Source organism: Daejeonella sp., from assembly GCF_044348475.1.
Lineage (GTDB): Bacteria > Bacteroidota > Bacteroidia > Sphingobacteriales > Sphingobacteriaceae > Daejeonella.
The window spans coordinates 34,199-57,031 of the sequence record NZ_JBIKSU010000007.1 but is presented as its reverse complement, the minus strand read 5'-3'; the positions used below and the strand labels follow the sequence as shown (position 1 = coordinate 57,031).

Annotated in this window: 21 protein-coding genes; 4 read left to right on the top strand and 17 right to left on the bottom strand. The window is 36.9% G+C overall.

Annotated elements, in window-relative coordinates; translation table 11 throughout:
- Positions 1-43 precede the first annotated feature (43 nt).
- The 5 genes from ACIQZ6_RS03595 to ACIQZ6_RS03575 form a co-directional block, all read right to left on the bottom strand.
- Positions 44-880 carry a metallophosphoesterase family protein gene (locus ACIQZ6_RS03595; protein ID WP_395808283.1) on the bottom strand — a complete coding sequence of 279 codons (837 nt, stop codon included), beginning with the start codon at positions 878-880 and terminating at the stop codon, positions 44-46.
- A gap of 105 nt (positions 881-985) precedes the next feature.
- Positions 986-2,410: a c-type cytochrome domain-containing protein gene (locus tag ACIQZ6_RS03590; RefSeq protein WP_395808281.1), complete on the bottom strand. Its 1,425-nt coding sequence runs from the start codon at positions 2,408-2,410 to the stop codon at positions 986-988.
- 17 nt (positions 2,411-2,427) lie between these two features.
- Positions 2,428-3,363, bottom strand: a complete 936-nt coding sequence (locus ACIQZ6_RS03585; RefSeq protein ID WP_395808279.1) for a sugar phosphate isomerase/epimerase family protein — start codon at positions 3,361-3,363, stop codon at positions 2,428-2,430.
- A 27-nt stretch (positions 3,364-3,390) separates the two neighbouring features.
- A complete protein-coding gene (locus ACIQZ6_RS03580) occupies positions 3,391-4,896 on the bottom strand; it encodes a DUF1501 domain-containing protein (RefSeq protein ID WP_395808277.1) in 1,506 nt (501 codons plus the stop codon).
- A gap of 100 nt (positions 4,897-4,996) precedes the next feature.
- Entirely contained in the window at positions 4,997-7,735 is a 2,739-nt protein-coding gene (locus ACIQZ6_RS03575; protein ID WP_395808275.1) for a DUF1553 domain-containing protein, read from the bottom strand.
- A 313-nt stretch (positions 7,736-8,048) separates the two neighbouring features.
- On the opposite strand from ACIQZ6_RS03575, the gene ACIQZ6_RS03570 reads away from it, so the two are divergent.
- The 3 genes from ACIQZ6_RS03570 (at position 8,049) to ACIQZ6_RS03560 (ending at position 11,510) form a co-directional block, all read left to right on the top strand.
- Positions 8,049-8,945 carry an ABC transporter ATP-binding protein gene (locus ACIQZ6_RS03570; protein WP_395808273.1) on the top strand — a complete coding sequence of 299 codons (897 nt, stop codon included), beginning with the start codon at positions 8,049-8,051 and terminating at the stop codon, positions 8,943-8,945.
- 9 nt (positions 8,946-8,954) lie between these two features.
- Complete coding sequence (locus ACIQZ6_RS03565; protein WP_395808271.1) at positions 8,955-10,259, top strand: ABC transporter permease; 1,305 nt, start codon at positions 8,955-8,957, stop codon at positions 10,257-10,259.
- A 339-nt stretch (positions 10,260-10,598) separates the two neighbouring features.
- On the top strand, positions 10,599-11,510 hold the full coding sequence (locus tag ACIQZ6_RS03560) for an exopolyphosphatase (protein ID WP_395808269.1): 912 nt from the start codon (positions 10,599-10,601) through the stop codon (positions 11,508-11,510).
- A gap of 19 nt (positions 11,511-11,529) precedes the next feature.
- On the opposite strand, the gene ACIQZ6_RS03555 is transcribed toward ACIQZ6_RS03560, so the two are convergent.
- From ACIQZ6_RS03555 to ACIQZ6_RS03505, 11 genes are all read right to left on the bottom strand, one after another.
- Positions 11,530-12,105, bottom strand: coding sequence for a Maf family nucleotide pyrophosphatase (locus ACIQZ6_RS03555; RefSeq protein WP_395808267.1), 576 nt, complete (start codon positions 12,103-12,105; stop codon positions 11,530-11,532).
- A gap of 317 nt (positions 12,106-12,422) precedes the next feature.
- Positions 12,423-12,956, bottom strand: coding sequence for a KdsC family phosphatase (locus tag ACIQZ6_RS03550; RefSeq protein WP_395808265.1), 534 nt, complete (start codon positions 12,954-12,956; stop codon positions 12,423-12,425).
- Between the two features lie 479 nt (positions 12,957-13,435).
- Positions 13,436-13,678 carry a Fe-S cluster assembly protein IscX gene (gene iscX, locus ACIQZ6_RS03545; RefSeq protein ID WP_306551053.1) on the bottom strand — a complete coding sequence of 81 codons (243 nt, stop codon included), beginning with the start codon at positions 13,676-13,678 and terminating at the stop codon, positions 13,436-13,438.
- Positions 13,679-13,690: 12 nt separating this feature from the next.
- Positions 13,691-14,023, bottom strand: coding sequence for a 2Fe-2S iron-sulfur cluster-binding protein (locus ACIQZ6_RS03540; protein ID WP_306551052.1), 333 nt, complete (start codon positions 14,021-14,023; stop codon positions 13,691-13,693).
- A gap of 24 nt (positions 14,024-14,047) precedes the next feature.
- On the bottom strand, positions 14,048-14,824 hold the full coding sequence (locus ACIQZ6_RS03535; protein WP_395808262.1) for a Rossmann-like and DUF2520 domain-containing protein: 777 nt from the start codon (positions 14,822-14,824) through the stop codon (positions 14,048-14,050).
- Positions 14,824-17,289 carry a heme lyase CcmF/NrfE family subunit gene (locus ACIQZ6_RS03530; protein WP_395808260.1) on the bottom strand — a complete coding sequence of 822 codons (2,466 nt, stop codon included), beginning with the start codon at positions 17,287-17,289 and terminating at the stop codon, positions 14,824-14,826. Before ACIQZ6_RS03530 ends, ACIQZ6_RS03535 begins: the two co-directional genes overlap by 1 nt.
- 7 nt (positions 17,290-17,296) lie before the next feature.
- Positions 17,297-17,707, bottom strand: coding sequence for a cytochrome c maturation protein CcmE (locus ACIQZ6_RS03525; protein ID WP_395808258.1), 411 nt, complete (start codon positions 17,705-17,707; stop codon positions 17,297-17,299).
- A gap of 161 nt (positions 17,708-17,868) precedes the next feature.
- Complete coding sequence (locus tag ACIQZ6_RS03520) at positions 17,869-19,305, bottom strand: Glu/Leu/Phe/Val dehydrogenase (RefSeq protein ID WP_395808256.1); 1,437 nt, start codon at positions 19,303-19,305, stop codon at positions 17,869-17,871.
- 153 nt (positions 19,306-19,458) lie between these two features.
- On the bottom strand, positions 19,459-19,671 hold the full coding sequence (locus tag ACIQZ6_RS03515) for a CcmD family protein (RefSeq protein ID WP_395808254.1): 213 nt from the start codon (positions 19,669-19,671) through the stop codon (positions 19,459-19,461).
- A 63-nt stretch (positions 19,672-19,734) separates the two neighbouring features.
- Entirely contained in the window at positions 19,735-20,400 is a 666-nt protein-coding gene (gene ccsA / locus ACIQZ6_RS03510; RefSeq protein ID WP_395808252.1) for a cytochrome c biogenesis protein CcsA, read from the bottom strand.
- A gap of 11 nt (positions 20,401-20,411) precedes the next feature.
- Complete coding sequence (locus ACIQZ6_RS03505; protein WP_395808250.1) at positions 20,412-21,074, bottom strand: heme exporter protein CcmB; 663 nt, start codon at positions 21,072-21,074, stop codon at positions 20,412-20,414.
- Positions 21,075-21,151: 77 nt separating this feature from the next.
- Here ACIQZ6_RS03505 and ACIQZ6_RS03500 point away from each other — a divergent pair, with 77 nt between their 5' ends.
- Positions 21,152-21,637 carry a methylated-DNA--[protein]-cysteine S-methyltransferase gene (locus ACIQZ6_RS03500; RefSeq protein WP_395808248.1) on the top strand — a complete coding sequence of 162 codons (486 nt, stop codon included), beginning with the start codon at positions 21,152-21,154 and terminating at the stop codon, positions 21,635-21,637.
- Positions 21,638-21,758: 121 nt separating this feature from the next.
- Here ACIQZ6_RS03500 and ACIQZ6_RS03495 read toward each other — a convergent pair whose 3' ends face one another.
- Positions 21,759-22,613, bottom strand: coding sequence for an N-acetylglucosamine kinase (locus tag ACIQZ6_RS03495; RefSeq protein ID WP_395808246.1), 855 nt, complete (start codon positions 22,611-22,613; stop codon positions 21,759-21,761).
- Positions 22,614-22,833 lie beyond the last annotated feature (220 nt).

Genomic DNA, 22,833 nt, shown 5'->3' with positions numbered 1-22,833 from the left:
AATATAGATACATCTGATGAATTACTCATCAGATGTATCTATATTAAAAGCTTAACTCAGCTAATTTTTCGGTAGGATTCATCATGTATGTGAGCAAGGTGCCATCGCTCAGCAACTCAAGAACTCTAAAACCTTTGTAAGGAGTACCCCAATTACCTCCTACATGTGAATCAAACAGGAAAGGTATATTATCAACCATTTTCACACCATCCTGATCATGCTCATGACCATGTAAACCTGCCCGGATATTTGGATACTTTTTAATTAATGTGAAAAAATCAGGCGTATCAATAGCATGCTTAGTCCATTTTGCCTGTGGGATATGGAGTATCAGAAACACATTCTTTTTATTTTTATACTGCTCTAGCTTTGACTCTAACCAAACCAAATCAGGAGAAACATAAGTTCCCTGTTCATTAGAAGTATCGGCCAAAATAAATGCTGCATCCTTTGTTTCAAAACTATGATTCAAAGGCATTTTCCAAACTTCATTCCAGAATTCACTACTAACCATGTCATGATTGCCCCTGGTTACAAAATAAGGTACATCAAGCTGATCTATTTTCTTTTTGACCAATGGCAAAAAAGACTTTTCATTATGAATGATATCGCCGTTGATTACACAAAAATTCAATTTATTGGTTTTATTAAACAAATTGATCTGGCTAATAACTTTACTAGTCATTTCATCAAAAGCGGTGTCGGGCTGCCCATAATGAAAATCGGAAGCAACAACAAACCTAAGTTTTACCTTTGACTTTAAACCGTACACTTCCTCTGCAGATACCTCTGTAATCTTTCCACTAAGAAGCAAGGCCGAAGCCAATGATATCTGCCTGATAAATAATCGCCTTGATTGATCTTTGAAATTTTTTTCCATAATTTGAAGAAGCCTAGAAAATCTTAAATATTGACGTAAAACTCAGAATTTAAAATGTTATTCATGTTTAATTCACATTAAATAATTAAAAACAAAATTGTATTCTTATTTCAGTTTCGGATCTTTTAATTCGGTGGTATCACCCTCTAGGAATTGTAATTTATATCCACCTAAATCAATCTTAGCTTTAGGAAATAACTTTTTAAGCTGATCTACTTCTGAAGGCTGAACTAACGTTTGGAATAGGAAAATTTGTTTGAGCTCATTTAAGCCTTTTAACTGCTCTAAGCCCTTTACACTTACCTTTGTTCCAATCAAATTAAGATATTGAAGTTTATCCAGATTTTTTAATTGAACAATTCCAAAATCACTTATTGCGGTGCGCTCTAGCGAAAGGCGGGTAAGTGATGATAAATCTGAAATACGTGCAAGCATCTTATCATTCAGTTGTGAATCTCCTAATTTAAGCCAGATTAATTGTTTTGCTATTGGATTCAATAGTTGTAAATCTTTTTCAGTTAAAGTTTCAACTGCCACAAAATTTGCAGCTAAATAATTACTGTTTTGAGCAACTGCCGTTAAAGCAATACCTCTTTCCTGTATTTTTTTGAATGAACCCTGATCTGCAATATCAACAGATTCTGCAGGCACATCTGAAATCTTAAGTTCTTCTTTTACCTCTTCAGATTGCAATGCTAATAATACAGGTTTGATCTTATCTGTTTGAACAAGTGCATTCACCTTCTTATTAAAATCTGCTCCACTACTTACCCACCAATGCAACAGCTCCAGCTCTGATTTTGTTAGTTGTGGTTGCTCTATTGGAGGCATATGATCTTCGTTATCTTTTGCCAAAAGGATCCTTTTAATCAGTTCACTATCATCAACCTTACCACCAACAAGAACGAGCCCGCCTTTTCCGCCTTTTAGGATAAGATCAGGCATATCCAATCTCAATTTGCCTTTTTGCTTATCCGGACCATGGCATTTATAACACTTAGCTGTCAATATTGGCCTGATGACATCATTATAGGCAAGAGCTTGATTAATATCAGGTATTGGTGCTCTTTTTGCCGTAATCGCGTCATTGCCCTCAGTTGAAAACGCTTGAACTAGATAATCTGAACCATGGGTGATTGATCCGCCTAAGTGCCCAGTAATAATGATCAGCAATACCATTAAACCGCTGACCCAAATATTATCTTTATTCCTTCTGTTTAACCCATAGGCAAGAATCGAAATACTGGCCACTGCAATTCCAAACCACTGGTGATTTGAAATAAGATCTGCATCATAATCTCCTGAATTTGACAACAGATATCCACTGATGCAAGATAATATTGCACTGATCATTCCCCAGAATAAGGCAATACTCACTGCAGACGATAAAGATTGATACTTCTCCTTTCGGGATAGCCATTGAAAAAGTGCAGCCAGCAATAGCACACCAATAGGTAAGTGCACCAAAACAGGATGAAACCTTCCAATAAATTCAATAATATTCTCTAAAATAACAGCGCTAATAATCATTTAATTGAAATAAAGAATTAGGAATATCTTTTTCTGAGCACCTGCATCATGTGCACATTTATTTCCCATTGATTGCCTAAAGGCTGTTTGGTATACGGCAAGGTGGGCATATAATCAGGAGGTCCAAATTCAGTTAGTATGGTTACTAGCTCGCCATTTTTCTTCTTTCTTTCTACAATCTTATCCCACCATTCAAAATGCTGCTTAACTACAGGCTCCCATTCTGGCGCGCGCGGGTCATTTACCTGCGGCCCTTCCGGGTGTCCAATTCTTGCATGAATATGATCAGTTCTGCTCAATGCCATTTCAACCGTTTCTTGTTGATCAGCCAATAAGCTTTCATGAACATTACACCAATGAGATATATCTAAAGTTAACCGCAATTCAGGGAAGCTCTCAATAAACTTTCTTGTAATATGAGCCGCAAATAGCATTCTGCCTCGATGAGTTTCATGACAGATCAGGATTCCAGTTTCTTTTGCAAGTGCCTGAGTATGCTCTATGAACTTTTTGTTATCATCAAAACTAAAATGATCCCTCCCTGAATGGTTGTTAATATACAGTGGCCTCTGGATGTTTTGCTTGGCTGCCGCATCAATCATATTCTTGAAAAATGCAAGATGTTCCTGTGGATTTGACTGAGATCCGCCACATAAGAACCCAATTTCAAGATCATATTTTTTCAATGCGGCAAATATATCATCCTGAGCCTTTTTATTATTTGTTGGCCACCACAACTCTATACCATCATAACCTTCCTTTTTCACTTTGGCACAAAATTCATCCATCGTTCCTTGGAAACCCCAGCTGGTAGCTAGGATCTTTAATGCATAATTTTTATTGGTTTCGGGAATGGGTAAAGGCTGATTAGCAAATGATTCCATTGATGATAATAATAAAGCAGCTGAGCCGGCCGCAGAGTTTTTTATGAATTCTCGTCTATCTTGTTTCATACAATTGTATCGGGCTGAGCTGAATTTTTAAGAAATTATATCGGTTATCACTTTTCCTCCTACATCGGTTAATCGGAATGGACGACCCTGTGATTCATAGGTTAATTTTTCATGATCAAAGCCCAATTGATTTAATATAGTGGCCTGAATATCAAATGCTTCTGTTTTTCCGCTAACGATGTCATAACCAATCTCATCAGTTTCACCATAAGAAGTACCACCTTTAATTCCACCACCTGCCATCCACATATTGAAGGCCCCAGCATGGTGATCTCTGCCTTTATAAGGCATATCTTTACCTTCGCGGTTTTCCTGCATGGGTGTTCTGCCAAATTCGGCACCCCATACAATTAGCGTTTCATCTAATAATCCTCTTTGTTTCAAATCCAGAATTAATGCCGTTATCGGCTTATCTACGCTACGGCATTTATTGACCAAACCAATATCCACTGAGCCACTAGCAGAATTTCCATGAGTGTCCCAACCCCAATCAAAAAGCTGAATATAACGTACTCCCTTTTCAACGAGTTTTCTTGCTAGCAATACGTTGTTTGCGAAACTGGTTTTACCTGGTTCTGTTCCGTACATCTCATGAATATAGGCTGGCTCATCATTGATATTCATAACCTCAGGCACTGATATTTGCATCTTATAGGCCATTTCATATTGCGCAATACGTGAAAGTATTTCAGGATCCTGATATTCTTCGTACTGGTCATGATTTATTTTATTGATGGCATCGATTGAAGCTTTACGCAAATCTCTATCCATCCCATCAGGATCCTTAATGAATAAAACCGGATCGCCTTCTCCCCTACACTGCACACCCTGATACACACTAGGTAAAAATCCACTTCCCCAAACACTTTTTCCAGCATCAGGGTTATTACCACCTGAAGTTAAAACAACAAAACCCGGCAAATTTTTATTTTCAGATCCCATACCATAAGTAACCCATGATCCGATGCTTGGCCTACCTAATCTTGCTGAACCCGTTTGCATTAATAACTGAGCTGGTGCATGATTAAACTGATCAGTTGTAACTGCATTAAGCATCGCTATATCATCTGCTACTGTAGAAAGATGCGGTAAGTTATCAGATAACCATAAGCCGCTCTGACCATATTGCTTAAATTTTGCTTGGGGGCCAAGCATTTTAGGAACACCACGAATGAATGCAAATTTTTTGCCCTCCAGCAATGATTGCGGGCAATCCTGACCATCTAGCTTGGCAAGCTCAGGCTTAAAACTAAATAGCTCAAGCTGCGAAGGTGCGCCTGCCATGTGTAAATAAATGACAGATTTTGCTTTACCAGGAAACATTGGCGAGCGCGGTGCCAATGGGTTGGAAGCATCAAACAAACTGCCAGAAGCATCTGACGATTGGGTTCCGCAGCTACCCAGCAATGAGCCCAATGCCAAGGCACCAAATCCCATGGCGCTTTCCTTGAGGAAGTGTCGTCTTGTATGTTGCTGCAGTGCAGTATGTTCTGCCTCCTTTAACAATCGTTGAATACGTATTTCATTCTTCATTATCGAAATTTTTGCGCGTCATCTAAAAATAACATTATATCAATAGCTACATCATTCTTTAATCCTGCTTTTTAGCCTGAAAAAAGGAAAACGTTTAAATCTAATTTTTATTTAGCCACTCGTCCATGTTCAACATAGCTCCTGCAACTATTACCATTGCTGCTGTTTCGGCATTGCTGCCTTTTTCTAGTTCTTTCAGACCAACAATTGCTTGCCTAGCCCTCTTATCCTTTTTAAATTTATTCAATGCTGTAGTATACAAATCAACAAGTGCTTTTTGCCTAATCGGTGAAATAGGTTTATACATCATCATTTCATAGCCTTTCTGAATCTGCTTACCCGCTTCATTACCTCCTATTTTCTGCATACGGAAAGCCAGGTTTCTTGCAATAACATGAGATGTAGAATCATTTAATGAAGTTAAGGCCTGTAAAGGTGTATTGGTTCTTATTCTACGTGGGATACAGACTTCTCTAGCACCGCCATCAAATGTCATCATGGATGGATAAGGTGCTGTTCTTTTTAAATAAGTGTAAAGTGCTCTTCTAAACTGATCCTCCTTTTCACTCATCTTCCAAACATCGCCATTGTATGGAGAACGCCAAATTCCTGCCGGCTGAAAAGGCATGACACTTTTACCATACATTTTTTCACTCAGCAAGTTACTAACCTCAAGCCCTTGATCTCTCAACTGCTCAGCTGATAACCTTATTCTCGATCCTCTTGCATAAAATTTATTGTTCGGATCTTTTTTAATCAGCTCCTCATTCACTTTAGAATCTTGTCTGTATGTGGCAGATGAAACGATATCTTTCAATAATCGCTTGATACTCCAGTTATATTCATTCATGAATTTCCATGAAAGATGGTCGAGCAATTCTTTATGAGTTGGTGAAATTCCCTGTGTTCCAAGGTCTTCTAGTGTTTCAGCTAATCCATATCCAAAAAGCTGTTCCCATAAACGGTTCACCATTGTTCGGGCAACTAAAGGATTTTTCTTATCTGTTAACCATAAGGCCATTCCCAACCTATTTCTAGGCACATTGGGTGGCAGTGGATTCATTATATCTGGCACATCAGCTTGAACTGCCTTGCCTTTAACCATCCAGTTTCCTCTTACAAAAACATGGGTGGCTCTATATTGTTCCTTATTATTTTCAAACATGATTGGAGTAGCATCTACTTTGGCCTGCATCAAATAATTAAAGTCCTTGTAGGCAATGTCATATCCTGGCTTGCCTTTTCCAGGAAAAGTCTGGTCAAATTGAAACCATTCAAACTGAACACCAGTTTCATCAGCGGTTTTTAGAGCGGGGCTATAATATTTAAAATACAGATTATGTTTACCCTTTACATTAGGAAAGGCAGTACTTACTACCTTCCATTCGCCATTCGTATTAGACAATGGAATTGTTTTTAGCAATTGTCCATTTAAGCTATCCAGATAAATAAACCATTTTCCAGCTTCAATTTTACTGTTATATCGAAACATGAGCTGGTTTTTATTCTCCAAAACCACATTTTTTAGCCGACAGGTACCTTTATTACGTAAGCCAGCATACCAACTACTGATCAGAGCTCCATTTACAAATTGATCACATTGCAGAGAATTTATTGTTGGCTGCCATGTTTTGAGAAAGACCTGATATTTTTTTGCTGCCCCCTCCGAAACATTATTTTTTAACCATCCGATCAATTGGGTGAACTTTATACTATCTGCAGTATTATATTGGCGCAGCACCGGATATTCAGACTGAGTATCTTCATCACGACTATTGTTGAAAAAAGCAAGGAATTTATAATATTCATCGCTTTTAAAAGGATCATAAGGGTGACTATGGCATTGAACACAGTTAAAACTAGTACCCATTACTGCGGTCCAGGTGGTATTCACCCTATCCATTACAGCAGCAGTCCTGAATTCTTCATTATCTGTACCTCCTTCATCGTTGGTCATGGTATTACGATGAAAAGCAGTAGCAATATATTTAGCATCATCAGGGTCTGGCATCAAATCACCTGCAAGCTGTTCAATTAAAAAATCGTTATATGGTTTATCTGTATTAAAGGCATTGATAAGCCAATCGCGGTATTTCCAAATATTTCGGGCTCGATCTGCTTCATAGCCCCTTGTATCCGCAAAACGGGCAAGATCTAGCCACAGGCTGGTCCACCTTTCGCCATAGCGTGACGATGCCAAAAGATCATTAACAAGATTTTCATAGGCTTTGTCAGAATTGTCTTTGAGATATTTTGAAGCAATTTGTTCGGAAGCAGGCATGCCTATAAGATCTAGGCTAAGTCTACGGAGCAAAGTTGCTTTATCAGCTTCATTTGAAGGCTTTAACTTTTCTTCCTCCAATTTTTGATAAACAAACTGGTCTACATCATTTTTAATCCACTTATTATTATAATCAGGAACATCCTGTTTTTTAACGGGGATATAAGCCCAGTGCTCGCCCCATTTAGCCCCTTCCTTAATCCATTGACGTAAAATATTTATTTCGTCCTTTGAAAGTGCTTCATGCTTATAAGGCATTCTTTCATTTGGATCAGCATGTGTTATTCGTTTGATAAGTTCGCTTTCATCTGGATTTCCTGGAAGTATTGCAGGCTTTCCAGATTCAGTTTTCCCGAGTGCTTCTTCCTGAAACAACATGCTGAATCCTGCCTCCTGTTTCACTCCACCATGGCATGAAATACACTTTTTATTGATAATAGGTTTTACCTGAGTATTATAATCGACCTCAGGAGCAGGAATTGCTAATTTATATAACAGCGCTACAATAATAAGTAGCGAAGCTATAATTATGAGTTTTTTTGAATAGAACAGCTTCATAGTATAATAGTTATTTTAAAGATATAAATTCCTGTTTAGAATATGACGCTGCTGAGTTGAAACTCGAAAAAAAAAAATAGGCAATTACTACAAAAGCAAAATCGATTCGAAACATAATAGGAACAAAATTAGAATGAAAAACCCTGACAAGTTTAAGCAAGCATTACTCAAAACTCGTAATGTGGTCCATTCTGATCAACAAAATTAAAATGACTGACCTTATTGGTTTGATTGACGTATTTTTAAACAAAAAAATGTAACAAATCATCAAAACTACTATCTAAAAATCAATTAAAAATCTATCAAAAAAAAAATGCTGAGTATTCGGAATATAGTTAAGCAATATGCTAATCATCGTGCTTTAGATAATGTTTCTATTGAGGTAGAAAAAGGGTCTATATTCGGGCTCTTAGGTCCGAATGGCGCTGGCAAAACCTCACTTATTCGTATCATCAATCAAATCACTGCACCCGATCATGGTGAAATATTTCTAAATGGCGAGAAACTAAATCCATCACATATATCCACTATTGGCTATCTGCCAGAAGAGCGTGGATTGTATAAAAAAATGGAAATAGGTGAGCAAATGCTTTATTTGGCACAGCTAAAAGGACTTTCAAAATCAGATGCTACAGCCAGAATTAAATTTTGGTTTGAAAAAATGGAAATTCAGAGCTGGTGGAATAAGAAAGTGGAAGATCTGAGTAAAGGAATGCAGCAAAAAGTGCAATTCATTGCCACTGTTGTTCATGATCCTGAGCTTATCATCCTAGATGAGCCCTTCTCTGGATTTGATCCGGTAAATGCTCAGCTTATTACCAATGAAATACTTGAATTGAATAGAAAGGGGGCTACCATCATCTTTTCTACACACAGAATGGAGTCTGTTGAACAGCTATGTGACAGTATTGCATTGATACATAAATCAAAAAAAATACTGGATGGAAAAGTTAAAGATATCCGGAATTTATATCGAAATAATAGCTACCGCATTGCATTTAGCGGAAGTATCACTACTCCAGCAAATCAAATCTGCAGCATCCATAATGAAAAAATTGAAGATGGCACTACGCATCAAACTATTCAAATCAATCCAAATTATTCGGTAAATGATCTGCTTAATTTTTTAATTCCTCAAGTGCAAATCACTGAACTTTCAGAGATCATCCCTAGCATGAACGACATCTTTATTCAGAACGTAAAAAATTAACTCAACATCATGAACAAAACATTACTCATCATAAAAAGAGAATATTTCAGCAGAGTTAAAAAGAAGTCGTTCCTGATCATGACCTTCCTTGTTCCGATGCTTATCATTGGAATGTATGCTCTGATATTTGCCTTATCAATGAATGGCGGAGACAACATTCCAACCGTAGAGGTAATAGATGAAAGCGGAATATTTGAAAAGGCATTTGATAATAATAAGTCTGTAAATTTTGAGATCTCCGAATTAAGCTTAACTGAAGCAAAAAAGAAGGTGATAAATAACGAAGATGCATTCGTGCTTTATATCCCAAAAGATATCAGTAACGAAGGAAGTATTGAGATGTTTGCACAGAAAAAAGCCGGTTTATCTGTTATCAGCTCTATTGAAAGGCAATTAAACGACCAAATGCGTATCAAACTATTGAAAGATGCCGGAATTGATTCAGAAACCCTTGATAAAATTAAGCCTAGTTTATCTGTTGTTTCTAAAGAACTAACCATTGAAGGTGAGAAAGACAGTAGTTCAGGTGCTGCTATGGCAGTAGGCTTTGCTGCTGCAATATTGATCTATATGTCACTATTTATTTATGGCATACAAGTAATGCGCGGCATTATTGAAGAAAAGACTAGTAGAATTGTGGAGGTAATAATTTCATCTGTAAAACCATTCCAGCTAATGATGGGTAAGATTATTGGGATTGGCTGTGTTGGCTTAACTCAATTCATGTTGTGGATTGTACTTTCAGCGAGCTTAATGACTGTTGCCACCACCATACTATTTAAAGACAAAGTTGAGCAGGTAACATCCGAAATGCCTATGAATAAGCAGGTGGAGGCCGTTTCAACTAATGGGCCGGGTATGGATATTGTTAAGGCAGTTCAAACTGTTCAATGGACTTATATACTACCTGTTTTCATTGTATTTTTCTTTGGCGGTTACATGCTTTATTCAGCTCTTTTTGCAGCAGTTGGGTCGGCGGTTGAAAGTGATACAGAAACACAGCAATTTATGCTGCCCATTACTTTGCCCCTACTATTTACCTATATCATGTCATTTAGTTTTATAGTAAACAATCCAGATAGCAGTTTATCATTCTGGCTTAGTATCATTCCTTTTACTTCACCTATTGCCATGATGGTTAGACTTCCATTCGGAGTACCAAATTGGGAGCTCGCACTATCCATTTTTTTATTGATTGGCGGATTTATATTTACTACATGGGTAGCATCTCGTATTTACCGGGTAGGTATTCTGATGTATGGAAAGAAGGTGAGTTTTAAGGAGTTGGGTAAATGGTTTATGTATAAGGAGTAGGATTTGAGGGGGGAAGCTGAGAGGGGAAAGCAAAAAGCTGAAAGGGGAAAGCTGAAAGGGGAAAGCTCAAAGCTGAAAGTTAAAAGCTGAAAGCGAAAAGCTGAAAGCTGAAAGTTAAAAGCTGAAAGCGGAAAGCTGAAAGCTGAAAGTTAAAAGCTGAAAGTTAAAAGCTCAAAGCTGAAAGGGGAAAGCTGAAAGGGGAAAGCAAAAAGCAAAAAGCTGAAAGCTGAAAGTTAAAAGCTGAAAGCAAAATCCACCTATAACTTATAACCTATAACTTATTACTTATAACCTATAACTTATTACTTATAACTTATAACCTATAACTTAAACACACCAATGAGCTCCATTGCCATCATCGATCTGGGTACCAATACCTTTCATTTGCTGATTGCTGAAATCAATGAAAATAGGCCGAAGGTTATTTTTCAGGAAAGTATTGCAGTGAAACTTGGCGAAGGTGGTATGAGAGATGGTATGATCACTGATTTGGCGTTTGATCGTGGAGTTTCTGCCATCAGGCAGTTTAAGACTTCAATTGATCATCATGGAGTATTTCAGATTAAAGCTTTTGCAACTTCTGCTTTACGATCTGCATCCAATAGCAAAATTTTTACCGAAAAAATAGTCAAAGAAACCGGAATAAAGATCGAGATAATTGATGGAAACAGAGAGGCAGAATTGATCTTTTCTGGAGTTCGCGCGGCAATCAATATGAAAAATCAAAGCAGTTTGATCATCGACATTGGCGGTGGAAGTGTTGAATTTATCATTTGCGATCAAGATCAAATATTCTGGAAAAAAAGCTTTGACATAGGTGCGGCTAGGCTTATGGATCAATTCCACAAATCAGACCCCATTTCAGAATCGAATATAAGCGAACTTCATTCCTATCTGAATGTAGTACTTATTGATCTGAAAACGCAATTGGATAATTACAAACCCAAACAACTAATAGGTTCGGCAGGTGCATTTGAAACATTTGCAAGTATGCTCAACCCAGACTTCAAAAGCGGGTTCGAAAAACCGGAATTCAATATTGATCTTGACAAATTCGAAAAAATATCAAAATTCATCATTAGAAGTAATCATGAAGAACGTGCCGTCACTGCTGGTATTCCAGCCGTAAGAGTGGATATGATTGTTGTGGCAACTCTATTAACTAGTTATGTACTTAATCTACATGAGTTCAAGACTCTAAAACTTTCAACTTATTCTATGAAAGAAGGAATATTATTTGAAATGATATGATTTATTGAACCTGATAAGATCAATCAACAAGCTTGCATAATTCTTGATATAAACGTTGAGTTGGCAGTCCCATAATATTACTGTGAGAACCAATAATCTTATCAACAGCAACAAGTCCGATCCATTCTTGAATTCCATAAGCACCTGCCTTATCCATAGGGTGATAATTTGAAATATAATATCGAATCTGCTCAGAATTAATGGGTTTAAAGAATACTTCAGATACTTCAAAAAAACTTTTAATCTGATGATTTTTAAGCAAACTTACTGCAGTAATAACTTCATGCCTCTTTCCCGATAAATCTGAAAGAATTTCAAAAGCATGATCTTCATTTTCAGGTTTACCCAAAATTTTTCCGTCAAGCGAAACAATGGTATCGGCTGTGATTACAATCTCATCATTTATCACTTGATCAAATGCACTGACTTTTTTTTCTGAAATATAAACAGCTATCTCTGAAGGTGATAAATTGGAAGGATAGCTTTCATCAACATCCTTTAGTACAACAGTGAAATCAATTCCCATCAGTTGTAGCAATTCTTGTCTGCGTGGCGACTTAGAAGCCAATATAATAGGAGGAAATTTTTTAATCATCGTATTTAAATTTCAGCAAAAATAAGAAAAGCGGCCAGAAGCCGCTTTTTAATTTATGAATCTTAGTTATGAACACATTGCACTAAAATCACCATTAAGAGTTTTTGCAATACTATCAATCTGAATTGCTGACCACAGTAATACTGAAGCAAATTTTACTTTTTGATCCTGGGCAAGTTTTAATGATTCAAGTTGAAAAAGCTAACGTGTTGGTCTTTGTTCAGGTGTTCCCATTTGCATTCTACCCTGAGCACTTACATTAGTTGTGAAACTAAGAAAGAGTCCAAAAATAAATAAAAAGTTTACTGCTAAAAAAATTAAACTGCTTTAGAGCCATCAGTGGCAGAAGAATCTACATCGGTCCATAAATTCTGGATCTTCAAAACTTTCTCAACGATATCTCTTACACATCCTTCTCCTCCATTTTTTGGAGAAATATACTGTGAAATGGCTTTTATTTCTTCTGCGGCATCTAGCGGGCAAACAGCAAGACCAGCAAGTTTCATAACCTCTAGATCAGGAATGTCGTCGCCCATGAATAATACCTGATCAGGTTTAAGGTTATTTTGAATTAAGTAATTAGAATAAACTTCAAGTTTTGAGTTAAGTCCCAAAAAAATATCTTGGATTCCTAGCCCCCTTAAACGATGCTCAACGCCTTTTGAACGAGCACCTGAAAGAACTGCTACCTTAATTCCCTTCTTTACTGCTAGCTGCAATGCATAGCCATCCTTAATATTAAATTGTCTGAGCTGCTCTCCAGATTCAGTCAAGAGCAAAATACCATTGGTAAGTACTCCATCAACATCCAGAATAATTGCTTTAATATGCTTGAGTTTTTCGAGGAACATGGGGGTCTGGGGTCTGTTGTCTGTTATCTGTTGTCTGTTATCTGTTGTCTGTTATCTGTTGTCAGTTATCAGTTGGTTAGTAGTTAGTTGGTTAGTAGTTAGTTAAAATTGCCTTGGGCTAATCATTTCAAATGTTTGCTGTTCTCTGCTTATAACTTATTACTTATAACTTATTACTTATAACTTTTACCTTTTAGCTTTCGCCTTTTATCTGTTGTCTGTTATCTGAGGTAGGAGGTCTGAAGTCTGAGGTCTGAAAAAACCAAAAATCTGAATTAGCACTAAGCTGTCTTTGCTCCTGGTTCTTGATTCTGTTTTTCAAGTTCTAGCTTTCAGCTTTCTCCTTTTGGCTTTGCTCCTGGTTCCTTGTTCTTGGTTCCATTTTCTTTGTCTGAGGTAGGAGGACTGAGGCATGAGGTATGAGGACTGAGGATTTCCGACTTCAGACTTCAGACCTCCGACTTCCGACTTCCTTCCTCCTACTGATTATCGCGCCATTCGTAAACCCACGCAGACTGGATCTGTTCCAAATGACCTTCATTACTTTCTTCGCGAGTACCTTCAAAATTTGGCAGGCTTAATATCCACTCCAAAAGATCCGTAAATCGGATTCTATATATCTGGGATTCACCAAAATCATCTCCGAACTTTTCATATAGTCCCATAGCAATATCTTCGTGATCTTTCCAGTGAATTGGTAATTCAAATTTGTCGTTTGCCATTTTTAAACTTTATTAATGTCCTAAAAATTGATGTTGATCAGGAAGTGTTACTTCAATATTACCGTCAATAACCACGCATTGACAACCTAAACGTGAATTTATACGCGGATTTATAGCCCGATCAATAAAATCTTCTTCTTTATCTGATATCTCTTGAAGAAAATCCATCCCTGAATTGACATAAACCTGGCAAGTACTACATCCGCAAACTCCACCACAATTATGCTGTAATTCTATCCCATTATCCAGACAGACATCCAATACCGATTCTCCTTCAGCGATGGGTAACTCCAAAGATGACTTTGCAGTTTCCTCAAAATTGATTGTTAACTTAAAAATGTTCATTGTTGCAAAAATAGCATTTTAAATTCAGCCTTGAGATCGCTCTTGTAAATTGACTATGCTTTGACTTAATTTTTGATAGAGCTCTTTCAGCTCCGGTTTTCCAGCCAGCAAATCAAGATGAATATTGATTGTTGACTGATCGCCACGAATTGCAGGGCCAGTTTGCATTGTAATTGGATCGTTCAACTGAACTTTATTGGCAGTTTCATTAATCAACGGCCGCAAAAGATCAAAATCAAGGTTTTGGCCTTTCAGTAATTCTTGAGACAATGAAAAAAGATGATTAGTAAAATTACATGCAAAAACAGCAGCAACGTGCAGCACTTTCCTCTGATCAGACCTTAATTCAAAAACTTTTTCAGATAATCTATCCGCAATAGCATGAATAATTGATGCTACCTCAGGAGTATTACCTTCAATGGCAATTGGAATTTGTCTGAGATCAATTGATTTGACCTTTGAGAAGGTTTGTAAAGGATAAAAAACACCAATTTTAGACGATGAACCCTCCAAAGCATCAATGCCAGTAGTTCCAGAAGTATGAACGATCAGCTTGTCGTTAACCTTTAATTCATGAGCCAGTTGCTTTATGGCTTCATCTTTAACAGCGATTATATAGAGATCTGCATTAATATCCAGATCAAACAAATCAGAAATAGGTTCTGAAGCTAAGGTATCTGCTAATTCACGAGCATGATCAATATTTCGGCTCCAGACCTGAACAATGTTCTGACCTGCCATTTTAAATGCCCGACCCAATTGAGTAGCTACATTGCCACTACCTATTAATACTATATTCATCAGGCTTGCGTAATTTCCTTATTTCTTCTGAAAATGGATAATAAAAATCCGATAACCATAATAATGGTACCGCCCCAGAATAAATTAATGTAAGGGAACTCAATTGCTTTTAACACCACCCATGTTTTTTCAGGCTTAGGCTTTTGGTAAACCATTAGCTCTAACTTATTTCGGTCAGGAAAGACGTTAGTAAAACGAAATTTCAACCCTTTTTCATCAACTTTTTTACCAAAATCAAATTTTGAACCGTCTTTAAGTAAATAAATTGGTTCAGATGGGTATATTTTACCATCAGAATTCACTTCTAACTGCAAGCCAATAGCAATATCCCTTTCACCTACAGGGATATTTTGAATCTGGGCGTCGCGATTAATCCCTTTAACAAGAATATAACCCTCTCTAAATCTAACAGTATCGCCAACATTAATTTCATAAGTAAGCGGCTTTTCATAACTTTCATCATCAGAATGACCATCATGATCTTCATGATCTTCTTCTTTTAATGGTACACTGCTCACATGCGTATATATGTCATGAAATAAATAGTGCTTTGTATCTGGTGATGCGATGATCTGCCTCATCTTAGCATTTTGCTGAGCGTTTGGATATAAGGTGAAGTTTTCTTTTGTCTTACCGGTTTCTTCGTTAATAACCTTGTAATTGATTCGGTAATACGTATTTACTCCTTCAACAGAATCGCCAAGATAGGTAACTGTATACCTGTCCATTTTAACTGGCTCATCTTTATAAAGTATTATATTTTCACGGGGATTGTTATTCTTTGCAAATTCATCACCAAAGCCAATACCTGTATTATTGATTGAAACTACCTTATTGGTTGCAGCTGCAACTAATGCACCAACCAATAACATGGCAAAACCAATATGAGCTACCGCAGATCCTGCCAATCTCCATTTACCTTTAAGTGCATCTCCAAGTATTCTTGCATTTGCAATAATTGAAAATACTGAAGCATAGGTAAGAATAATATACATCACATTAGTATAGATATTCATGATGTAAACCGCACCAGCAGTAATAAATAACGAGAATAGTAGGGATACAGAAATACTTACGAAAAATTTCTTAGGATCTGTTTTCTTATATTTTAGGAATTGGGAGAATGCTGAAATAAACGCAATAACTACCGCAAAGGGGACCTGCCATTTATTATAATGAGCAATTACATTCGCAGGAGGAGCTATCTCAGTTCCAAAAATGGCATTAAATACCGGAACCGAAGTCGTTGCCAAAATTTGAAGGCAGGCAATTGAAATAACTAAAGCACCAATAAAAAGCCAGAACTCTCTAGAGTATGTTTCCTCATCCTTTTTAGTAATCGGAAGTTCTTTCCAACGAATAACCAGAAAAATTACTGACAGGAATAAAAAGGTCAATACGTATAAGACCAGATGCCAGAACATTCCAAGATCGGTGAAGGCATGAACGGATGTCTCGCCAAGAATACCGCTTCTGGTTAAGAAAGATGCATACAATACCAAAACAAAGCTAATAAGCACCAAGAACGTAGCAGTAAAATAGGAATGGCCTGAATTTTTATAGGCTATCAGAACGTGTACGGCTGCAATTAAAGTCATCCAAGGAATAATTGAGGCATTTTCAACCGGATCCCAAGCCCAGAAACCACCAAAATTCAAAGCCTCATAAGCCCAGAATGAACCCATTATAATACCCGTTCCCAAGATCATAACTGCAAACAATGTCCATGGCAATGCGGGCTTAACCCAATCAGTATATCTTTTTTCCCATAGGCCACCAATGGCGTAGGCAAATGGAACGATCATGGATGCAAAGCCTAAAAACAATGTTGGCGGATGGATCACCATCCAGTAGTTTTGAAGTAATGGATTCAATCCATTTCCATCTGTAATTAGGCTTAAATAATCGCCTCGCTGAAAGATCGGTCCGGGAACCGCATCTCTAAGTAATATGAAAGGAGAACTTCCTATCCTAAATCCAAAAACCTCAACTCCAACAAGCATAGAAGCTATAAAGGCCTGTGAAAGCATAATAGTGGTCATTACTGAGTTTTCCCAACTTTTACCTTTTCTAAGAATTACAAAACCTAAAACAGCCTGCCAGAACATCCATAACCAAAAACTACCCTCTTGTCCTTCCCAAAAAGAGGAAATAATATAATAAACCGGGAGTATTTTAGATGAATGAGCCCAAGCATAGTGGTACTCAAATAAATGATTGTATATAATAAAATATAAAGAAGAGCCAATACCAAGTACTGCAGCAATATTGATTAAGAAGGCAATTCTTGCAATTCGTTTCCATCCATCAGAACTTGCTCTGATAAGAGAATCTTTTGAAAGATTAGTGGTAGTTGCAAAATAATAAGAGATGGTTGCCAGCAGCGCTGCACAAAAAGATAAAATGATGAAGAATTGACCTATCTTCCCTGGAAGAAGGTTTTCTCCAATGTATTGTATTTCCATTTAATCGTTAAATTTTTGCTGTAGAAGCAGATACCTCAGTAACTTCTACCTCGTCTTTAGTGTATTTAGAAGGGCACTTCATTAAAATTTTCGAGGCATGGAATTCATTCCCAATCATTTTACCAGTTAAAACTATTTGTTCTGACCGCTCAAAATCCTGAGGTTTTGAACCATTGAATACCACTTTACTTTCTAGACCCTGATTATCTCTCATATAAAAGGCAAAGTAATTAGCATCTTGTTGAGGATTATAAAAAAGTTCTTTCTCTTTATTTAGCTGACCCACAACATGCAGTTCAGATTCAGATTTTTTAGCATCAGTAAATGAGCCATAAGTACTTGAATCTGCATAAGTACTGATAATTATACCAATCGCTAATGCAATTATAATAATTCCGGCTATAGAACTTTTTTTCATGGCTTTGCTTTAAATATAAGAATTAAATGCAAGTACAAAAGTACGAAATAGAAAACTCATGGAGTAAAGATAACAAGAATGTTTCTATATTAGAATCATTCTAAATAAATTGGAGTGGACTAGTTAAAATCCACTCCAAAATAGTTAAAAAGACCAATTAATTAAGGCCAGATACCCATATTCATATACGATACCGCCACCTTATCGATTGAACTAACAAAAGCCGCAGTTCTGAGTCCGTCAATTTTAGAGTTACTGTGCTGAACCTCTCTGATCTCATGATATGATCTGATCATGGTATCTTCCAATCCTGAATTAACTAATTCAAGCTCTGAAGCACCTTTGATGATCATGCTTCTCTGGGCTGCATCAAGAGATACACCCGTAGTTTTTTCAACCATATTCACCAAATTAAGATTGGCGTTTTCTTCGTAACGCTTATCCATTCTTCCAAAAGCAACATGAGATAGATTTTTAAGCCACTCAAAATAAGACACTGTCACACCACCTGCATTGCAATACATATCAGGAATGATAATACATCCCTTTTTGATTAATATTTCTGCTGCATCAGGAGTTGTTGGCCCATTGGCTGCTTCTGCAATTATCTTAGCCTTGATATGCGCAACATTTGCGATTGTAATTTGATTTTCAAGGGCTGCAGGCACAAGAATATCACAATCTTGCTCTAATCCTTCGGCAGAGTTTTTAAACTCTTTCTGAGATCCAGCAAATGCAAGAATTGAGCCTGTTAATTTACGATGAGCAAATACTTCGTCCAGATTTAAACCTGATGCATTATATATTGCTCCTTCAAACTCACAGATCCCGACAATAGTAGCACCAAATTCAAGAAGATATTTGATGGTATGATATCCTACATTACCTAGGCCTTGCACGATCACTCGCTTTCCTGAAATACCTGCAGATAGACCTAATTTCTTCATGTCTTCAGCAACATCTACGCACTCACGAATAGCAATAGCCACACCGCGTCCAGTTGCTTCTTTCCTTCCTGCAATGCCATGCAAAGCAAGAGGTTTTCCAGTAACACATCCAAGAGCATCGAGCTGTCCGGGATTCATTGTTTGATAAGTATCAGCTATCCAACTCATTTCACGCTCACCAGAACCATAATCTGGCGCAGGCACATCAATTCCTGGGCCAATGAAATTCTTTTTAATCAATTCAACCGTATACCTGCGCGTGATCGTTTCAAGTTCAGCCAAGGTGTATTCCTTTGGATTGATCTTTATACCTCCCTTAGCCCCACCAAATGGAACATTTACAATCGCGCATTTATAAGTCATGAGTGCGGCAAGTGCCATTACCTCATCTTCATTTACCATTTCGCTGTATCGGATCCCCCCTTTTGTAGGTGATTTATGATGCGAATGCTCTACTCTCCATGCATCAATTACTTCGAAACCATTTCCCCTACGAATTGGGAAACGAAAACGATAAACACTATTACATGATCTGATCTGGTCAAGCAATCCTTCAGGATGGGAAGTAAATTGTGCTGCATGATCAAAAAACTGGCAAACGTCACCAAAAAACGAAGTTTCTGAGTGCGCTGCGTCTATAGACTTAGCCATAAAATAAATTTATAATTTTGAATAATTGGTTTTGTACTGCAAAGTTGTTAGAAAAAAACTGATACTAAAAATGAAAATTACTTAGTGTATCAAGTACATTTTAATCAAACACAGGAAAAAGCACACTAAAAGAATTTAAACCTTGATTTCAGGCTATTTTTGCTTTTCGATTTTTTTTAATCGATTATCGATTGAGAACAGATAAATTGCCAATCCGATAAATATTACAGCAACAACCATTACAACAACATAGATCTTACCTGACTCTCTTAGTTCGGTGGCCATATCAACGCCAGTGGAATTCTGAGCTAAAGTGATCAAAGAAAAGGATAACATTAAACAGATTGTTAGGATAAAACTTTTCATGATGCTCGAATTTATATTTTAATGGATTGGTTATCAAAACTATTTCTAATCTCTTTTTAAGAATTAATTATTTTCATGCTGTTTATTCTCAATTTTCCGAATACGATACCTGATGTTGGTAATCCATGTACTCATTAATATCCATCCGATAACTGCAGGGTAAAATACTGGCCGTAATTCAGGAGCCATATCTTTGGTATTAAAGCCTGGATTTCCACCGTTTCCGGGATGAAGTGAATCGGTCATACGGGGTAATATAAATAATAATACTACCATGATTGGGAAAGCAAAAATATTATAAACTGCTGAGATCCTTCCTCTTTTTTGTTCTTCTTCAAGTGAATTTCTAAGAACCAAATAAGCCAGATAAACCAGCAAAGCTATTGCAGCACTATTTTGTTTAGGGTCATTACTCCAGGCCTCTCCCCAGGTAAATTTAGCCCAAACTGCACCGGTAACTAAGCCAAGCACTCCAAATACAATACCCACATTGGCACTTTCAACTGCCATCAAGTCGTCATTTTCATTGGATGAGTTAAGGAAGCGAATGCTATAAATAAAAGAAACGGTTAGCATCACAATCATGGAAAACCACATAGGAACATGAAAATGAATGTTCCGGATAGTTTCGTTAAGTATTGGCTTGGCTGGAACATGAAATAAAAAACCTGCGACAATGGAGAATAGTACAAGAACTATTGCCAAAATTTTCCACCAGATTTTATTCATAATGTTGCATTTTAATCACGCCAAAGGTAAGGAAATAACAATAAAGAAGTAGTAACTACGATAACATTTATAGCCAACAGAACTCCAATCTCATCGTAAGAAACTGATCTGTCTAAACCATCCATCGCATTTTTAGACAATTTGATCAGCACAACAAGCAAAGGTATGATCACCGGGAAACTTAAAATAGCCATCAAGCCTCCTCCATTACTTGCTTTAGATGCAATCCCAGATATCATAGTAAATACTGAAGCAAAACTTATACTGCCAAGCAATACAGAAAGCATGTAGAATAATGGATCGCCCAGAGGGTTTTTAAAAACAAGGGTATAAAATCCCAAAGCAATGACTGAAAGCAAGAGCATCAGCATTATATTGTAAACTATCTTGGAGATGATAATTGCCTGCGGACTAGTAATCGTATAATAATAGAGCTGTCTTGCCCTGCTTTCTTGAATAAAACTTTTTGTAATTGCATTTACTGAAGCAAAAAGCATGATGATCCAGAATAAGGCATTCCATGTTGGGGCACTGCTAATCTCCCGAAAGGCCAGATAGCACACAAACACAGTGGATACTACATACAATAGTATACCATTCAAGGCGTATTTTGAACGCCACTCAAGCATGACCTCTTTACGGATCAGAAACTTTACCTGGTTGAATAAATCCATCAAAGCAAATATATACTTTGCATTTCAGTTTCAGGTATTCTGTAGCCAATTCGGATATTTCTTTGTAATTTGTAAAGATGTTTTCTTCTTCAATTGAAAGTCCGATTGGGCTATTGGTCATTAAAGCAAATGATCACGAAGTATTTTCGATCAACTTTTCGGATCAATTATCAGAACAGAATCCGAATAAGATCACTGAACAAGCTAAAGCACAATTCATCGAATATTTTGAAGGAAAGAGGACTAATTTTAATTTCCCAATACTTCAAATAGGTACAGATTTTCAAAAAAATGTTTGGAATGAACTGCGAAGAATTGAGGCTGGCAAACCCATTACCTATGCAGCTCTGGCTAAACGAATGAAAAACCCATTAGCCATTCGGGCAATTGCCTCTGCTAATGGGAAGAACAAGCTGTTGATCGCTGTACCCTGCCATCGGGTAATAGGTAGCAATGGAGAACTTATTGGATTTGCTGCTGGATTATGGCGAAAGAAATGGCTACTTGAACATGAAACAAGAATAACTAGATCAGGACAATCAACCTTAATGCATGAATTTTAAGGCAAAACTCAAGTATCTTATCAAAAAGAGCTGAAATATACTTATGTAAATCAAGAATAGCCATTGAAGTATGAATGCGAGCTTAACCCCTAATCGCAATGCGGGCTTGCCCCGAATGGCCTTACCTCGGTGCTAATTCAACATGATAACGAACAAGGTCGTCTATAGGCGAACGAATGATCTTTCCAACTTTCATACCATAATCTGTAGCCGTTTCTTCGAGTACATTTCTGAAATTATACCCAACAGAGCCAATGCAATTAAATGTGTACTCTTTATAATTGGGATAATGGCTCACTAAATTTTCAAAAAAGTCAACAAAAGATGTTTTCACAATTTTTCTGGAATACTCTGCATGCACATTGTTATCATACACGAACTTGCTGAAACTTGCACAAAAACGATTGGCTAATGGTTTGGTATAAACCTCATCAGTAACTTCATCAGGTGTTAATTTATAAGTCTCCCAAAAACGTTCTCTAACAACTTCAGGCATATATCCTCGAATGTAATCAGTCAGTAATTTTTTTCCAATGTAACAACCACTGCCCTCATCACCTAAAATATAGGCAGCTGAATCAATGTTTAATGAAATATCTTTTCCGTTATATAATCCGGTATTCGTGCCTGTTCCTAAAATTGCTGCAAAGCCAGTTTCTAATCCAAGTAATGCGCGGGCAGCCGCAAGCAGATCGTGACCGATATAAATACTGGCATTGGTAAATACCGTTGCCATTGCATCTGAAACGATTTTCAACTTATCTTCTGTTGAACAACCAGCTCCATAATAGTTAAGCTCAGTTACTTTATTCAGATCAAGGTCAGATGGAAGATCCTTTAAAAGAGATTTTACAATGTAGTCTGAACTTACAAAGTATGGATTATAACCTTCTGTGTTAAAATAAATCTTTTGACCAGATTCATTCAATAAACACCAATTGGTTTTAGTAGATCCGCCGTCAGCAATTATGATCATAATTATTTTTATTATAAAAGGTTAAAGGTAAGAATTAATACTTATTGTCAATAGAACACTATGCAATATTCAGCTAATTGATTTGGTAATAAATGAGTAAATAACGTTTTCATTGCATTATCAACCATAATTTATACGGATTTATTAAAAAAAAACAAGTTTGAAATTTAAGCAGGCAATGCTTATTCCAACAAAAAATTCCAGATAACGAGGATAAAAT

Excerpts from the sequence above, each read along its gene's own strand:
- ccsA (WP_395808252.1), bottom strand. The coding sequence starts at position 20,400 with ATGAATAAAATCTGGTGGAAAATTTTGGCAATAGTTCTTGTACTATTC.
- ACIQZ6_RS03505 (WP_395808250.1), bottom strand. The coding sequence starts at position 21,074 with ATGGATTTATTCAACCAGGTAAAGTTTCTGATCCGTAAAGAGGTCATG.
- ACIQZ6_RS03575 (WP_395808275.1), bottom strand. The coding sequence starts at position 7,735 with ATGAAGCTGTTCTATTCAAAAAAACTCATAATTATAGCTTCGCTACTT.
- ACIQZ6_RS03530 (WP_395808260.1), bottom strand. The coding sequence starts at position 17,289 with ATGGAAATACAATACATTGGAGAAAACCTTCTTCCAGGGAAGATAGGT.
- ACIQZ6_RS03565 (WP_395808271.1), top strand. The coding sequence starts at position 8,955 with ATGAACAAAACATTACTCATCATAAAAAGAGAATATTTCAGCAGAGTT.
- ACIQZ6_RS03585 (WP_395808279.1), bottom strand. The coding sequence starts at position 3,363 with ATGAAACAAGATAGACGAGAATTCATAAAAAACTCTGCGGCCGGCTCA.
- ACIQZ6_RS03595 (WP_395808283.1), bottom strand. The coding sequence starts at position 880 with ATGGAAAAAAATTTCAAAGATCAATCAAGGCGATTATTTATCAGGCAG.
- ACIQZ6_RS03580 (WP_395808277.1), bottom strand. The coding sequence starts at position 4,896 with ATGAAGAATGAAATACGTATTCAACGATTGTTAAAGGAGGCAGAACAT.
- ACIQZ6_RS03550 (WP_395808265.1), bottom strand. The coding sequence starts at position 12,956 with ATGTTCCTCGAAAAACTCAAGCATATTAAAGCAATTATTCTGGATGTT.
- ACIQZ6_RS03525 (WP_395808258.1), bottom strand. The coding sequence starts at position 17,707 with ATGAAAAAAAGTTCTATAGCCGGAATTATTATAATTGCATTAGCGATT.
- ACIQZ6_RS03540 (WP_306551052.1), bottom strand. The coding sequence starts at position 14,023 with ATGAACATTTTTAAGTTAACAATCAATTTTGAGGAAACTGCAAAGTCA.
- ACIQZ6_RS03560 (WP_395808269.1), top strand. The coding sequence starts at position 10,599 with ATGAGCTCCATTGCCATCATCGATCTGGGTACCAATACCTTTCATTTG.
- ACIQZ6_RS03520 (WP_395808256.1), bottom strand. The coding sequence starts at position 19,305 with ATGGCTAAGTCTATAGACGCAGCGCACTCAGAAACTTCGTTTTTTGGT.
- ACIQZ6_RS03555 (WP_395808267.1), bottom strand. The coding sequence starts at position 12,105 with ATGATTAAAAAATTTCCTCCTATTATATTGGCTTCTAAGTCGCCACGC.
- ACIQZ6_RS03500 (WP_395808248.1), top strand. The coding sequence starts at position 21,152 with ATGTTTTCTTCTTCAATTGAAAGTCCGATTGGGCTATTGGTCATTAAA.
- ACIQZ6_RS03590 (WP_395808281.1), bottom strand. The coding sequence starts at position 2,410 with ATGATTATTAGCGCTGTTATTTTAGAGAATATTATTGAATTTATTGGA.
- ACIQZ6_RS03535 (WP_395808262.1), bottom strand. The coding sequence starts at position 14,824 with ATGAATATAGTATTAATAGGTAGTGGCAATGTAGCTACTCAATTGGGT.
- ACIQZ6_RS03495 (WP_395808246.1), bottom strand. The coding sequence starts at position 22,613 with ATGATCATAATTGCTGACGGCGGATCTACTAAAACCAATTGGTGTTTA.
- ACIQZ6_RS03515 (WP_395808254.1), bottom strand. The coding sequence starts at position 19,671 with ATGAAAAGTTTTATCCTAACAATCTGTTTAATGTTATCCTTTTCTTTG.
- ACIQZ6_RS03570 (WP_395808273.1), top strand. The coding sequence starts at position 8,049 with ATGCTGAGTATTCGGAATATAGTTAAGCAATATGCTAATCATCGTGCT.
- iscX (WP_306551053.1), bottom strand. The coding sequence starts at position 13,678 with ATGGCAAACGACAAATTTGAATTACCAATTCACTGGAAAGATCACGAA.